This is a genomic window from Streptomyces sp. ISL-10 (assembly GCF_018614575.1).
In the GTDB taxonomy this organism is placed as follows: domain Bacteria; phylum Actinomycetota; class Actinomycetes; order Streptomycetales; family Streptomycetaceae; genus Streptomyces.
Genome location: NZ_JAGGOJ010000018.1, coordinates 198990 through 212824, shown reverse-complemented (window position 1 = coordinate 212824; position 13835 = coordinate 198990). Strand labels below are relative to the sequence as shown.

Below are 13835 nucleotides of genomic sequence, written 5' to 3'. Positions count from 1 at the left end.
ACGTTCACGTGTACGCCGACAACGGGCGTCGTCGCGCTCAGCTGGCTCATCCTTGCCGCGAGCCCGATGCGCCGCGAGCACGACCTCCCGCAGACCCACGAGCCAGAGCAAGCGCCCGCCAAGAGCTGAAGGATAGGGTCGCCAGACGAGCGATCCAGCTGCAGTTCTCGCCGCGTAGTTCGGAGAAGGCCCTCTCTGCGGCAGCTGCAACACCTTCGAGGGTAAGAGCTCCCCGCGCAGCTTCCTGGAGCGACAGAAAGAGGCCGTGCTGCACCTGCTGGAGTGCCGCGGCTGCCTGGAACGGCAAACCCTGCCCGGCCGGTACCACGTCGGCATCGCCCAGAAGCATCCGGAGGCGACCGAGCGCCACCGCCACCGCAGTCGCCGATGCCGATGCCGACGCCAGACGTGGGTCCGGCACGTGGAACTCGCCCACGGCGCGCACCGCGGCCAACCTGGAGAAGTTGCTCCTGCGTACCCGGCGTCCGGTCAAGATGGTCGACCGCACGCTCGAGATCTTCGGCAGCTACTACGGGCAGGTCACCGAGCCCGTGGTGCGCAGAGCGTTGCAGCTGCTGCACAAGGAAGGCAAGACGCCGAGCACGGGCGTCGGGGTAAGGCGGACGCGCGAAATCGTGGTCTACCCGGGCCGTCAGGCGGCGGCATAAAGCCTGAAGCGGTTTCGGTTTCGGCGCTTCCCTAACTATCGCCAGCCGTCATTGGTGATGATCCAGGGTTCGCCAGCCTGCATGTGTGAGCACTGGTCACAGTGAACACACGCCCCTGCCACCGGCAGACCCTGACCGTGTGTGCTGAGCAGCCTGACCTGTCAGCACACACCTGGCCGCCACCCGGAACTGCGGCTGTCGGCTGCGGTACACGGTGGCGGGAGGTGTCCGGGATATGTGTTTGAAACGGTAACCAGCAACTCGTGGTGTCTGTAGGCTTCTGCCGCTCATCAGCACTATTGAGGGGGGACCTCACCTTGCGTACCCATGCCGTCATTGCCGCAGCCCTCGCGGCCGGAACGCTCGCCGCGCTGACCGCGAGCCCGGCCCAGGCCACTGAGTACTCCTCCGCGCTGAAGGTCCGCGGTGTCCAGTACGACGCGCCCGGCAGGGACTCCAACAGCTGCTCGACCGGAAACACCCGCGAGGAGTACCTGACGATCAAGAACTACTCGTCCTCGGCGACCGTCAACCTCAGGGGCTACTTCGTCAAGGACGCCGCTGGGAACCGCTTCACGTTCACGGCGAACCACTACCTGCAGCCCGGCGACTACGTCAGGCTCCGCGGCGGCAACGGCACCGACTCCGACGCCTACAACGTCGTCTACCGCGACAACTGCAACTTCATCTGGAACAACGACCGGGACACGATCTACTTCTACAAGCCCTCCGGCAGCCGCGCCGACGTCCACTCCTACACCAAGAGCGCAAACGACCCCGACGGCAACGGCTACATCACCTTCCACTGAACATGCGCGTGCTCTGGCCCCATCGCTCAACAGTGATGGGCCAGAGCAGTCCAAGAACAGGCGCCCACACGCCGTCACGGCGCCCGCAGCGGTGGTGCAAGTAATAGGGACATGGCCCGCAGCCGCATGACGCGTCCGCGATCCCCGCGGACGTCGCTGCGGCATACAGACCGGCCGCGGTGTCTCCGGGGTCGTTTTCCTGGTCGTGGACGAGGCGTCGATGGTCGACGACCGCGTCGCCGCTTTCATGACGGACGCCGCACCGGCACGAAGATCGTGGCCATCGGCGACCCGCAGCAGCTCCAGGCGATCGGACCCGGTGACTGGTTCCGCAAGGCGCACCGCATGGTCGGCGGGCTCACCCTCGCCGAGAACCGCAGCACGTGGCGGCTTCGTGCCGTTCCCCCTGGCCCCGCTGCTGTCATGTCTGGATCGCATACAGCTTGTTGTCATGGCTGCCGACGTAGACCACCTCGTCGGCCACCGCCGGCGACGACGACACGAAGAAACCGGTGAGGAAGGACCAGATCTCCTCTCCAGGCTTGCGGCTGGGGCTTCGGGTGGTAGATGAGCTGATCTTCCCGCCCGTTTCTCTGGTTGGCCCTGCTTCGGAGGAGCCGTTGTCGAGCACCTTCCAGGTGGCGAGGGAGGTACCGAGGGTGGTTCCGGTCAGGGGGAGCAGGGCAGAGCGGCGGGACAGGGGGGCTGGAGGGGTGGCCGTGCGAGGGGTACGCGGGGTCCGTCGGCTGTTCTGGGGAGTCGGCTTTGTCCGTGTCGGGGGCTGGTGAGGGCGGGACGGTTTCGTGGGGGGCCCGGCTTGGGTGGGTGTCCGGTGTGCCTCGGGTACTTGGCTTTATTCACGAGTAGTGGGATCAGGCACAAATTCCGTGAGCGTCAGGAAGGCGAGGGCTCAGGTTCGTTCGTCCCATTTCCATCCAGTTTCGGGGAACTGCTCGAGCAGTGCAGAGAACGAAGTTGCCTGGTGGATGGCGGACGACCAGTCCTGAGCGGAGACGTCGAGCAGGACCAGAGGCGGGGGTTCCTGCCGAAAGTCGTAGGTGAGCAATTCGCGGCTTCCGTCCCCGCCGATGACGATGCTCCCAGGGAAGCGTTCCTGGAAGTCGCCAGCCTCATTGACTTCGATGAGCTCCGCACTGGCATTGATCATCAGGAAGTCGTCCGCAGGAGGAACGAACCGGGCGATGCTCCCTTCCGTGGCCAGGAAGTGTCGGTAGTCCTCGGGAAATCGGACTCCGAAGCGGCGCTCAGCCTGCGCGATCTGGTCGTCGTTCGAACTCATGAGGCCGTTCTATCAAGGCCGGTCATGCCTGGTGGCGGTGGCTGCCGTGAGCTGCGGTGAGCAGGACTCGCTTCCGGAGGAGGGGAAGTTTTGCTCGTCCGAACATCTGCCGTTTGATCATCTTGATGTGGTTGACCCGTCCTTCCACCGGACCGGAGTTCCAGCAGGTGGTCAGGCCCTGGACGACGGCGTCCCAGTCCTTCTCCAGGCCGGTGGCGAATGTGTGGAGTCCGGGCAGATCCTCTGCGCGGGTTGCGGTGACCCAGTCTTTGAGGTGCTGGCCAGAGCGTGTTGTGAGGATCTCGGCGAATGTGCGGACGTGCCCATGGAGGGCGGTGAGTTCTGGGCACTGGGCGAGGACGGTGGTGAACTGCTGGCGTTCTTCGTCGCCCAGGTGGTCGGGGCGGCGCATCAGCCAGCCGGTGACCTGCCGGACGCCGGGTGGAGCGGGAGCGACAACACGGATGCGGCGGCGTCGCCTCGGTCGCAGGTAGTCGCTGATCGTCTGGTAGCTGCCGCGGTAGCCGAGGTCCTGGAGCTCGGCGTGCAGATCGATCGCGTTGGTGAATCCCTCGGCCCAGCGTTTGTCCAAGTGAGGCTTGTAGGGGTCGAGCTGGCTGGGCCGGGGCTGGTGTCGTCCGCTCAGGAGCTCTTCGGGGGCTGCGGCGCGGGCGGTGCGGCGGACGGTGTTGCCGCCCATGTGCAGTTCTCGGGCGATCTCACGGATGCCGTGCCCCTGGGCGAGCAGAGCATGGACGGTTGCGTGGCGTTCGCGGATACGGGCCTCGATCGGCGACATCTTCTTCTGGGCATCTGCATAGTCGGCGACGGCATCGTTCGGCAGGCCGTCAGCCCTGCTGGCTGCTGTCTTGAGGCAGTTGCTGTGGCGGCGCACGCTGCGTTCGACGGCGGTGCCGAGGTTCTGCCAGAGGTGGAAGCGGTCGGCAACCTGGATCGCGTCCGGGGCGCCGGTGCGGGCGCCGTCGGCGTAAGAACCGGCCCGGTCACGGCAGATGATCTCGGGGCCAGGATGTTCACGCAGCCAGCCGGCCAGGGTCGCAGCGTCGCGGCCGGGCAACAGGTCGAGAGGCTGGCCAGTCTCGCAGTCGATGAGCACGGTGCCGTAGTGCTGTCCACGACGGGTGGCGAAGTCATCGACTCCCAGCACTCTCGGAACGGTCCAGGCAGGATCGGGCAGGGCCATAACCGCCCGTAACAGGGTCGACCGGCTCGCCCGTGTATGCAGGGCAGCGGCAAGACGGCTCCCAGCCCGGCCCGCGAGTGCGACAGCAACAGCCTCCAGAACCCGGCGAGCGGCGGGTGTGCGGCGGCTATAGCGAACGGTCAGTCCCTCGACCTGCTCTGCGAACGTCCGCCGCGAGCAATGAACGTTCTCGCAGTACAGCCGCCGCACCGTTACTGAGGTTGAACTCGTGATGTCGTGCTGTTTGGTCAGGCGGGTCTGATGGCCAGGCCGGTCTCGGCGAGGCAGCCATCTATGAGATGGGTGCGGTACTGGATGTGCCGTAGGCCGCGTCGGATGCGCTGGACGAGGTGTTCGGGAGTGCTGAAGGCAACGTTGGAGAGCCAGCCGCGTCGCAGGAGGGACCAGATCCCTTCGACGGGGTTGAGGTCGGGTGCATAGGGCGGCAGGTAGTAGATGGTCAGCCAGTCCCGGGTTTCCGCCCATTCCTGCAGGTCAGCAGCTTTGTGGACGTTGAGGTTGTCCCAGATGAGCACGATGGAGCCGCCGAGCTGCTGATGTGCGGCGATCAGCAGGTCGCGGTAGTCGCGCCAGGAGAAGCTCTTGCGGCCGTCGCGCCGACCGTCGTCCCGGCGCGGACGGTAGATCAGCCGGGACCGGTGGCCGGGTTTGTAGCAGGTCAGCGCGGCGATCGACACTCGTCGGCGGGAACGGCCCCGGACCCGCACCACGGGGGTCCGGCCGCGCTGCGACCAGGTCTTCGCCTGCGGCGGCGTCATGGAGAAACCGGCTTCGTCCTCGAAGACGAGCCAGGCTCCACGGGCCGCCGCGAGTCTTCCGCGCACGGCCACACCTCCTTGACCCACCCCGCGACCGCGTCGTCGTCCCGTTCCATGGCCCGTCGGGCCGGGACCTGGCAGGACCAGCCATTACGCACCAGGAGCTTGCGCACACCCTGAATCGTGTAGGTCAGGTGGAAGCGTCGGCCGATCACCGTCTTGACCCGCGCCAGCGTCCAACGCTGGTCTTCCCAACCATGCGCGGCCGGCCCCTTGGCCAGCTCTGCCTCCAACTGTGTGAACTGCTTCTGGCTCAGCCTCGGAAGCGACGCCGGCCCCTGCGACCGCAGAGCCCGCGGACCGCCCTCGTCCCACATCTGCCGCCACCGCTGCACCGACCGGACACTGACCCGCAGGTCCTTCGCGATCGCCGAGCTCGCCTCACCTTGGGCGAACCTCTCGGCCGCCTTGAGCCGTAACTCCTCGCGGAACTGCTGCCGTTCGGCGGTCAACCCGCCCCCTTGTGGATACCGCATGCCTTCGGTGATACCGCACGGGCGACGAGTCGTCAGCCCCTACGACTCCACGAGTTCAACCTCAGTAAGTGGTGCGCGACTCGACAGCGAAAGTCGTCTGCGGCGCCTGCGACCCTTCGAGGTCGGCTTCGCCGACGGGACGCGGGCTGCGGAAGCGGGCCGCCTTGATCAAGTAGGGCAGGTTCGTCCGCGCTCGGATCAGCTGCCTGCCGTAGAGGCTGCGGACGCCAGGGCGGAGGATTCGGTGAGGAACGGCAGAGGTTGGCGGGCCCGGAAGGGGGACCCGAGTCGTCCATACGGCCCGTATTTCGTGGTGGTGTGCGGGTTCGAGCTGATCCCGGCGCCTAGCGTCGGTCGCGGCGATGTTCAGCGCCGCGGCGACGCCCGACGATCCATGACGGGGCATCAATCGCCGAGTCCATTCGGGGCACTGGAACGCACATCGGTGTCGTGCACTGCAGGAGGTCTTGATGTCGGGTATCGCAGTATGGGGGCCGCCGGATCAGGGAAGTACTTGGCGAACTCGCGGAAGCGGGGGTTCGTGGTGGGTGGTGGTGCGGGCCTGGGTGGCGGGGTTGGCGGTCCTGGCGGGCCTGGTTCTCCCGATCGCCGTGGCCACGCCGGCCGCCGCGCAGACCGGGACCTTCGCCTACGTCGTCAACGCCGGCTCGGACAACGTGTCGGTGATCGACACCGCCACCAACACCGTCATCACCACCATTCCCGTCGGCGACGGGCCCTTCGACGCGGCGGTCACCCCAGACGGCACCCGCGTCTACGTCACCAACTCCCAATCGGACAACGTGTCGGTGATCGACACCGCCAGCAACACCGTCATCACCACCATTCCCGTCGGCGACGTCCCCTTCGATGTGGCGGTCACCCCGGACGGCACCCGCGTCTACGTTGCCAACCAAGGCTCGGACACCGTGTCGGTGATCGACACCGCCACCAACACCGTCACCACCACCATCCCCGTCGGCGACGGCTCCAGGGGCGTGGCGGTCACCCCTGACGGCACCCGCGTCTACGTCGCCAACATTTCCTCGGACACCGTGTCGGTGATCGACACCGCCAGCAACACCGTCATCACCACCATTCCCGTCGGCAACGGCCCCACCGGCGTGGCGGTCACCCCGGACGGCACCCGCGTCTACGTCAGCAACATTTTCTCGAACGACGTGTCGGTGATCGACACCGCCACCAACACCGTCACCACCACCATCCCCGTCGGCAGCCTCCCCTTCGATGTGGCGGTCACCCCTGACGGCACCCGCGTCTACGTCACCAACGCCGGCACGGACGACGTGTCGGTGATCGACACCGCCACCAACACCGTCACCACCACCATCCCCGTCGGCGACAGCCCCAATGGCGTGGCGATCACCCCGGACGGCACCCGCGTCTACGTCACCAACTCCCAATCGGGCAACGTGTCGGTGATCGACACCGTCACCAACACCGTCATCGACACCGTCACCGTCGGCGACAGCCCCTTCGGTGTGGCGATCGGGACGGTCACTGAGGAGCGGACGCCGACCAGGCTGACGCTGAGGCTGGAGAAGAAGAAGGGGAAGGACGGCAAGGCCGCCATGGACGCCATGGACGCCATGGACGCTCTGGGCGGCGGGGGCAGGAAGGGCCTGACTCTGAAGGCCAAACTGACTGCGGAGGGCGAGCCGCTGGCGGACCAGACCATCGAGTTCACCACCGACTCCGTCTCGCTGTGCACCGAGACCACCGACAGCAGGGGCAAGGCCACCTGTAAGGTCCCGCGCAGCCGGGCCGATGAGACGTGCTACACCGCCACCTTCGCCGGCGACGACACCTATGAGCCCTCCACCACCACCGGCTGCAGGTTCAACGGCAGCTCTGTCGAGTCGTCAGAACTGGAGGGGCTGGAAGGCCTGAGCGTCATCCCCGGCCAGGCACTGACGCCGGCCGCCAGGACATGAACCTGATCCTGCACGGCCAAGTCCCGGCGACTCGCCGACTCCCGCTACCGCAACCCCGCGACTGACCACCTCGACACACGCTCAGCCAGGGCATGCCATTTCCCGTACGACTCGTGGCCCTGACCTCCACCGGAGGCAGGGCCACGACGGCGCCACGGAGCCCGATGTGATCGGGCTGCTCCAGAGAATGATGTTGCCGCTTCATGCGCTGACCTGCGTAGAAGGGCAGTGACCAGCCTGAAGAGGGCGCAAGTGGTGCGGAAGTGGTGCGGGGAGCCTAGAAGGGTCTGGACAACACAAAGGCCCGGGTCGGGGATCATGTCCCTGGCCTGGGCCTTCGTCGTGGAGCGGGTGACGGGAATCGAACCCGCGCTCTGAGCTTGGGAATCACCGATCTTGCGGATGTCCTTCGACCCATGACCAGCGGAAACGGATGTCAGGGGGAACCCTGCGGGCTCACCCTGACATCCGTCGTTGACCGCTGTTCCCCGCCCTACCTGGCACGCGTCTGGCACGGCCAACGTTCTAATCCGTAGCTCTAGCCAGATCAGTCAGCACCGGTCATACCGGCCAGCTTCGGGCCCCACCGAGTCGTTGTCAGTTAGGCGAGGTTGCTGTGGTTGCGGTACGTCGCAGCTGTACGGCACTACCACCGGCTCCATGCGCTGCATGGCTCACGGATGGGCATCATCTCAGTCGCCTGCTGCAAGCATTCGGCGACGACGACGGGCGATTAGCATTCGCCGCCAATCAGTTGGCCGCTGCTCTGTTGCAACGTCTAGATCCATACGTGCCGCGCCCTCGAAGATGTCGATCGCCGGCCCCATCGCCAGGATCGCCGCATAGGCTTCCTCTGTGGTTCCCCGGGTTGTCTCCACCGCCCCAGTCGCATCCCAGCAGAATTCAAACATTCGCTTTGCCGCCGATGGTGCGAACCCTTCGGAAAGGATCGATATCTCGGCGATGAGGTGCTCTGACTCCTCATTGAGGCTGAAAGCCCGCTCAAGAGCTTCTTGTACGATCTCCAAGCTGGTCGCATCAAAGATCGAGATGTCACCAGAGTCCGGCGGCACATCGCTGGCCCGGGTGATCGTGAAGGCCGTTCGCCCCATGTCCTGCAGGCGTTGACGCTCCGCATCCGAAGGCAGGTGGGCAGCGGCGCTGTACAGAATTCTCTTGACCTCGTTCACTTTGTAAAGAAGCTCTTTAAACGCGCGAAACCGATCCGCATGCCATCGACGGCCGTCGTCAGCGGCGCGTCTTTCTCTCTCCGCCCGCCGTTGCAGGATCTGAGTCGTGATGGCAGCAGCCAAGGTGCCTGCAACACCGAGCGCTGCCAGAGCAAGCTGAACGATTGATTGGCTCACGTCGGGAGGCTAACGGCCTCTCACGTGACACGGGGGCTTTAGCGCAATCTGAAGGCGTACAGAGGCCCGACCTAGTTCAGCCACAACTGATCACCGGCGGCCGTGACCTGCGGCCCCCTTATCGATCAACGCTCTGACCTGCTGTTGAGCTGTCGGCAGTTGTCGACGTTGGTCATTACTGAGCGCCCTTCCACGGCCCGAGGACGGCCCGGGAGGGCGCTCGTGCGTGAGCACCGCATTAGGAGTTCGATCAGCCTGCGGCGCGGCCCCTCAAACAGGGTTCGATGGCGGCTCCTCGCTCCGCCTACGGCCTCTTCCGTCCGCCATCGTGCACCGTCGTTGATGTCAGACGGTGATGTCACTTCGCGTAGCGTCGACGTGCCGCCAATCGCTTCAGTCTGCGGCGGCGTTGCCCTCCTGCACGCTGCTGCGCTCTCACGATGGCAACCGTCTGCGGATCACTGACCAGGTCGTAGTCGTACATCAGAAGCGCGTCGTCGTCCTCGGCGAGAAGGCACCGCAACGTGTCGATGTGGCGTTCAGGACTGACGAGCAGTCGTTTCGATTCCAGCCAAGCGGCCTGGCAATCGTTGTCTTGCAGCACGGGGACACCGTAGCCAGCGAGGGCAGCACAGTCATGCCTTTTCCCTGTCTGGATCACGAGTTTGGAAGATCCCGTATGTGCATCCCAGCTGACCTGGCAAGATGCTGACCTGGATGATCCCGGGCGACTCGCCGAGGTTTCCCGCTGTTCCCCGTCCGTGACCGTCCGGTCGGGCACGGAGGGGGCACACGTGACCCTTGGGATCTCCACCCCGGCTACGTCCTTATGGCCCCAGGGCCGGGCCGGGTGTACTCGCCGCATTCCGCGGGGCTTGCCGAGCTACTGGGTCGGCAGCCGCTGCCACGGCATGCTGATTCGTAGATCAGGCATCAGTAATGCGTAAGACTGCCGGGATACGGCAGTGACTCTCCTGGGCAGTGGTGGGATCGTCGACGCGGCGTCGTGGCTGACGACGGCGAAGGAGAACCGCCCTCTACCGATGGGCGGCTTCTCTGACAGGACAAGGAGTGTGAGCCGTGTTCACGTGGCTCTTCGTGATCGGCTGGTCAGCGTTCGCACTGCCACTGGCCATCGCCATGTTGCGGGGCTGGGCGCCCAGGCGTGTCCGGCGTCGTATCAGTCCGTGGGGCATCCAGGTCCGGGGAATCGCGCTGCTGGTGCTCTGGGTCGGAGGGCTGGTCGGTCCGCTGGTGCGGCAGAGCGGCCTGGACATCGAGGAGGCCACGATTCTCGCGTCCATGACATCGGTCGGGTTTTTGATGTTCGCAGGTGGGCTGATGAGCGGATCGCAGCTCGGCGAGTGGTTCTACCGGCGGGCTGGGCGGTCCCAGGCACTCGATGCGGCACAAGACGTCGGCGGGCAACCGTACGACACGGAGTCCGTCGGCAGACTCAGAGGCGGTGGCCCGGCTACGTGAGTCGCTGGTCAGTAGGCCGATGGGTGAGCCGTCCCACGCTCGCAGCCTGCATGCGCTGAGCCTACTCGGCTCTCACGAGGTCGGTGTAGCGGCTTTGGGCGGGAGCTGCCATGGGGCGAGAGATCGGGGCCCGTAAGCTTGCCGCGACTCGGGCAGTCTGTGGACCTGCCCGCTAAAGCCCGATGTGGGCCCCGATCTTCGAGGCTCGCCCCATGGTGGCTGCCTAAAGCCGTGGAGCCGACGCCCCAGCCCCGTGCCGACCCTTCTCTGACGGTTGGTGTCCGCGCTCGGTGCGCCGCCGCCCGGCCGGGGGCAGCCGGGCGAAGACAGGGGCTGCCCCCGAGCCGGGGGCAGCGGCGCGCGCCGCGCTTGCGCGGCGCCTTGATGAAGTAGAGAAACTCTTACCGCGCTGCGCCTCAGAGGGCGATCGGGCTGTATGCGAGGGCTCTATCGACGATGTTCGCTGCATTCGGCTCCGGGGCGTTGGCCCAGTAGATGTAGTCGCTGATGTGAGGGCACATCAGTCCGCGCCTCAGGGCGTTCAGGATCTCGGAGTGCTCAGCCTCGTCGGCTGTATCGGCGTCCAGAAGATGCTGCACGAGCGAGATCGCTTCGTCGCGGCTCATCCTGTGCTGGGGCTCGGTCATCACTGCGCCGTGAGTAGCTGGCGTCCATCGTGGCTGCGGACATGAGGGCTGCCCTCGTCGTCCAGGGCATCGAGCAAGCGCACTGCGTAGACCTCGGACATCTGCTCGGCGACTTCCTCCGGCGTGAGCCATGCGACTGCCGTCGACTCGTCGGAGGTGCGCTCGGTGCCCCCGGAGGGCTTGCAGCGGAAGACCAGGGCGACGATGCCTCGCGTCGTGTTCTTGTAGACGCCGCTGAGCTGGTCGACTTCGACGTGGATGCCGGTCTCTTCCCAGACTTCGCGGGCCACACCGTCTTCCGGCGTTTCGGAGAGCTCCAGGACTCCGCCCGGCAGCTCCCAAGTCCCGTTGTCTGCCCGGCGGATCGCGAGGAGCCGGCCGTCCTCGCGTATGACCGCCCCCGCCACGGACACGGAGTGCAGTGGCGTTGACTTGTGCTGCTGGGAGCCCGTACTCATGTACAGGAGCATAGGAGGAAGAGAAGGACTATGGGAACTGCGGTAGGAGGTGGCAGGGCCGTACCTCGGTACGTTCAGATCGCCGACGAGATCGTTCAGCAGATCCGGGCTGGTGTCCTGAAGCCTGGTGACATGGTGCCGAGTGAGTCCGAGCTGGTCGAGCGCTACGGCGTCTCCGGCGGGACGATTCGCAAGGCCATGGTGGAGGTCCGGGCCAGCGGCCTGGTGGAGACCCGCCACGGTAAGGGCTCGATCGTGAAGGATCGGCCGCCGGTACGACTTCGGTCCTCGGACCGGTTTCGGGCCTCGCATCGCCGGGGCGGCAAGGCTGCCTATCTGGCCGAGTCGGAGCAAGCGGGGGCTAAGCCAGACGTGAGTCTCCTCTACCGCGGCACGTTGGAAGCGCCGGCCGAGATTGCAGAACGGCTTGACGTCGAGATCGGCGCCCAGGTGCTGGCCCGGCGGCGCCTCTACTTCCGCAACGGGACGCCGGTTGAGACGGCCACCTCGTACCTGCCATGGGACGTTGCCAAGGACATCCCCGAGCTGCACGCCGACAACCCTGGCCCTGGCGGCATCTATGCCCGCCTCGAGGACCACGGTCACGTGTTCGCGGAGTTCGTCGAGACTCTTCAAGCCCGGCTCGCCACCAAGGCTGAAGCGTCGGAGCTGGCTCTGAGCCCTGGCGCCCCCGTCGTCCACCTACTTCGTAACGCCGTGACCGAAGAGGGTCGGGTGGTCGAGGTGTGCGACACCCTCATGGCCGCTGACCAGTTCGTTTTCCAGTACAGGATCCCCGCGGCCGACTGACGCCCGCTCAACTCCCTTCAACCCGCCGCGACTTCTTCGTCTCGGCGGGTTGACTCATGTATAGGAGTCGTGCACTCTTCTTCATGTCACTCATGTACATGAGTGACGGAGTCCAACACTTCTAGAGGAGTGATCTCTGTGCGTGTGATCCCCGTGGACATGAGCGGCGTGACCGCGATGGTGGCCCAGCCCCCGCAGCCGAAGATGAAGGACAGGAAGAACGGCGTGATCGCCGTGGACGCCGAGACCGGTGGCTCCCTGATGACGGTGGACGTGCTGTTCGTCGCGAACGGCAAGGCCGACCTGGTCACGGTGACGGTGGCGGAGGCAGACCTCTCCGGTGAACTCGTCACGGGCACGCAGGTGGCGCTGACCGGGCTGGTGGCCCGGCCGTGGGAGAACGAGTTCGACGGCAAGAAGAAGCACGGAATCACCTTCCGCGCCGCTGCCGTGACCGCGCTGGCGGGCTGACTCATGAGCGCCCGAGAGTTCCTGATCTACCTGGGCCTGGGGCTGGTGGCCGCCGGACTGCTCGTCCTGCGGCGCCGGCGCCCCGCCTGGTACTGGTACGCGGTCGGCGCCCCCGCCAAGCTGCTCCGGATCGTGGTTACGTACCGCTCGGTCATGGAGGCGTGCGGGCTCACCGAGCCGCCGTCCCGGTTCCGCCTCGCTGTCGCGGCGACGACGAACCGTACGGCCCCGCGCAGGGTGCCCCGCCTGGCTCGTATCCGGTTCACCGCAAGCGGCCTGGTCTTACGGATCCGGATGCAGCCCGGGCAGGAGGTCCACGACTTCGAAACGGCCACCGAGCGACTGCGCCACTCCTGGCGGGCCTACGCGGTGCACGTCTCGGCTCTCACCCCGGGGTGGCTTCAGGTGAAGGTCGTCGGGTACGACGTGCTCCGCCAGGTCGTGATGCCGAAGTCGGCGCGTCCGGAGCTGCTGAGCATCCCGGTGGCCGTGCGCTCTGACGGCGCGGTCCACACACGGGACTTCCGCACGGTGCCGCATGAGTTGGTGATGGGCGCAACGCTGTCTGGGAAGTCGGTCTACCTGCGGGGCCTGTTGGCCGGTCTCGCGCCTCAACCCGTCGCGCTCGTCGGGATCGACTGCAAGTGGGGTGTGGAACTCGCGCCCTTCGCCCCGCGGTTGTCCGCGCTCGCCTGCACGCCGGATGAAGCCGCCGAGCTGCTTGACGCCCTGGTGGCGGAGATGACCGAGCGATACGAGCTGATCCGGAGCGTGCAGCGGCTCGGGCCCGGTCCGGTGGAGACCATCACGTCGGACATCTGGGGACTGCCGGAGGACATGCGGCCGGTACCGGTTGTCGTCTTCGTCGACGAGGTGGCGGAGCTGTTCCTCACGGCCTGCTCCGCCGACGAGAAGCGCCGAGACCAGATGGTCACCCAGCTCGTTCGCCTCGCCCAGCTCGGCCGCGCCGCCGGCCTCTACCTGGAAGTCTGCGGGCAGCGCTTCGGCGCAGAACTCGGCAAGGGCGCAACCGCACTTCGCGCCCAGCTCACAGGCCGCATCTCGCACCGGGTGAACGACGAGACCACCGCCAAGATGGCGCTCGGGGACATCAGCCCGCTCGCCGTCCTGGCCGCCACCGCCATAGCGCCGGAACAGCGCGGCGTGGCCGTCGCGGGCGACTCCTCGGGCGGCTGGTCCCTCGTCCGCAGTCCGTTCACCGAGCTCGCCGACGCGGTGGCCACATGCACCGAGCACGCGGATCTGACACCCGACCTGCCCGGCCTGGCCGCCTTCCGTCCCGCGGTCCCCACCCTGGCCTTCGACCTGGTCGCCGACAAGGACTGACG

At 66.4% G+C, this 13835-nt stretch carries 16 protein-coding genes; 7 read left to right on the top strand and 9 right to left on the bottom strand.

What is annotated here, in order from left to right; translation table 11 throughout:
- Positions 1–464: 464 nt before the first annotated feature.
- Together J7E88_RS23195 and J7E88_RS23190 are read left to right on the top strand one after the other, a co-directional pair.
- A complete protein-coding gene (locus J7E88_RS23195; RefSeq protein ID WP_251023044.1) occupies positions 465–668 on the top strand; it encodes a hypothetical protein in 204 nt (67 codons plus the stop codon).
- 317 nt (positions 669–985) lie between these two features.
- Entirely contained in the window at positions 986–1477 is a 492-nt protein-coding gene (locus J7E88_RS23190) for a lamin tail domain-containing protein (protein ID WP_215184107.1), read from the top strand.
- A 421-nt stretch (positions 1478–1898) separates the two neighbouring features.
- Here the strand turns inward: J7E88_RS23190 and J7E88_RS23185 are convergent, their stop codons facing one another.
- From J7E88_RS23185 to J7E88_RS23165, 5 genes are all read right to left on the bottom strand, one after another.
- On the bottom strand, positions 1899–2108 hold the full coding sequence (locus J7E88_RS23185) for a PQQ-binding-like beta-propeller repeat protein (RefSeq protein WP_308307577.1): 210 nt from the start codon (positions 2106–2108) through the stop codon (positions 1899–1901).
- 279 nt (positions 2109–2387) lie between these two features.
- On the bottom strand, positions 2388–2777 hold the full coding sequence (locus J7E88_RS23180) for an SMI1/KNR4 family protein (RefSeq protein WP_215184106.1): 390 nt from the start codon (positions 2775–2777) through the stop codon (positions 2388–2390).
- A 22-nt stretch (positions 2778–2799) separates the two neighbouring features.
- A complete protein-coding gene (locus tag J7E88_RS23175) occupies positions 2800–4191 on the bottom strand; it encodes an ISL3 family transposase (RefSeq protein WP_215184104.1) in 1392 nt (463 codons plus the stop codon).
- A 38-nt stretch (positions 4192–4229) separates the two neighbouring features.
- Entirely contained in the window at positions 4230–4760 is a 531-nt protein-coding gene (locus tag J7E88_RS23170; RefSeq protein WP_251023079.1) for a transposase, read from the bottom strand.
- On the bottom strand, positions 4757–5296 hold the full coding sequence (locus J7E88_RS23165) for a winged helix-turn-helix domain-containing protein (protein WP_215184100.1): 540 nt from the start codon (positions 5294–5296) through the stop codon (positions 4757–4759). Before J7E88_RS23165 ends, J7E88_RS23170 begins: the two co-directional genes overlap by 4 nt.
- Before the next feature lie 566 nt (positions 5297–5862).
- Between J7E88_RS23165 and J7E88_RS23160 the strand changes: the two genes are divergently transcribed.
- Entirely contained in the window at positions 5863–7251 is a 1389-nt protein-coding gene (locus J7E88_RS23160) for a YncE family protein (protein WP_308307576.1), read from the top strand.
- Between the two features lie 692 nt (positions 7252–7943).
- Here the strand turns inward: J7E88_RS23160 and J7E88_RS23155 are convergent.
- Positions 7944–8618, bottom strand: a complete 675-nt coding sequence (locus tag J7E88_RS23155; protein ID WP_215184096.1) for a hypothetical protein — start codon at positions 8616–8618, stop codon at positions 7944–7946.
- 358 nt (positions 8619–8976) lie between these two features.
- A complete protein-coding gene (locus tag J7E88_RS23150) occupies positions 8977–9222 on the bottom strand; it encodes a hypothetical protein (protein WP_215184094.1) in 246 nt (81 codons plus the stop codon).
- 476 nt (positions 9223–9698) lie between these two features.
- Here J7E88_RS23150 and J7E88_RS23145 point away from each other — a divergent pair, with 476 nt between their 5' ends.
- Positions 9699–10100: a hypothetical protein gene (locus J7E88_RS23145; protein ID WP_215184092.1), complete on the top strand. Its 402-nt coding sequence runs from the start codon at positions 9699–9701 to the stop codon at positions 10098–10100.
- A gap of 416 nt (positions 10101–10516) precedes the next feature.
- Here J7E88_RS23145 and J7E88_RS23140 read toward each other — a convergent pair whose 3' ends face one another.
- Both J7E88_RS23140 and J7E88_RS23135 read right to left on the bottom strand, forming a co-directional pair.
- Positions 10517–10747 carry an e9imm peptide gene (locus J7E88_RS23140; RefSeq protein WP_251023043.1) on the bottom strand — a complete coding sequence of 77 codons (231 nt, stop codon included), beginning with the start codon at positions 10745–10747 and terminating at the stop codon, positions 10517–10519.
- Entirely contained in the window at positions 10747–11217 is a 471-nt protein-coding gene (locus J7E88_RS23135; protein ID WP_215184090.1) for an NUDIX hydrolase, read from the bottom strand. The genes J7E88_RS23140 and J7E88_RS23135 overlap by 1 nt, the downstream gene beginning before the upstream one ends.
- Before the next feature lie 18 nt (positions 11218–11235).
- Between J7E88_RS23135 and J7E88_RS23130 the strand changes: the two genes are divergently transcribed.
- The 3 genes from J7E88_RS23130 (at position 11236) to J7E88_RS23120 (ending at position 13833) form a co-directional block, all read left to right on the top strand.
- Complete coding sequence (locus J7E88_RS23130; protein WP_215184088.1) at positions 11236–12015, top strand: GntR family transcriptional regulator; 780 nt, start codon at positions 11236–11238, stop codon at positions 12013–12015.
- A gap of 138 nt (positions 12016–12153) precedes the next feature.
- The gene (locus tag J7E88_RS23125) at positions 12154–12486 is read left to right on the top strand and encodes a hypothetical protein (RefSeq protein ID WP_215184086.1); all 333 of its coding nucleotides are present in this window, start codon (positions 12154–12156) and stop codon (positions 12484–12486) included.
- Between the two features lie 3 nt (positions 12487–12489).
- On the top strand, positions 12490–13833 hold the full coding sequence (locus J7E88_RS23120; RefSeq protein WP_215184084.1) for an FtsK/SpoIIIE domain-containing protein: 1344 nt from the start codon (positions 12490–12492) through the stop codon (positions 13831–13833).
- Positions 13834–13835: the final 2 nt, after the last annotated feature.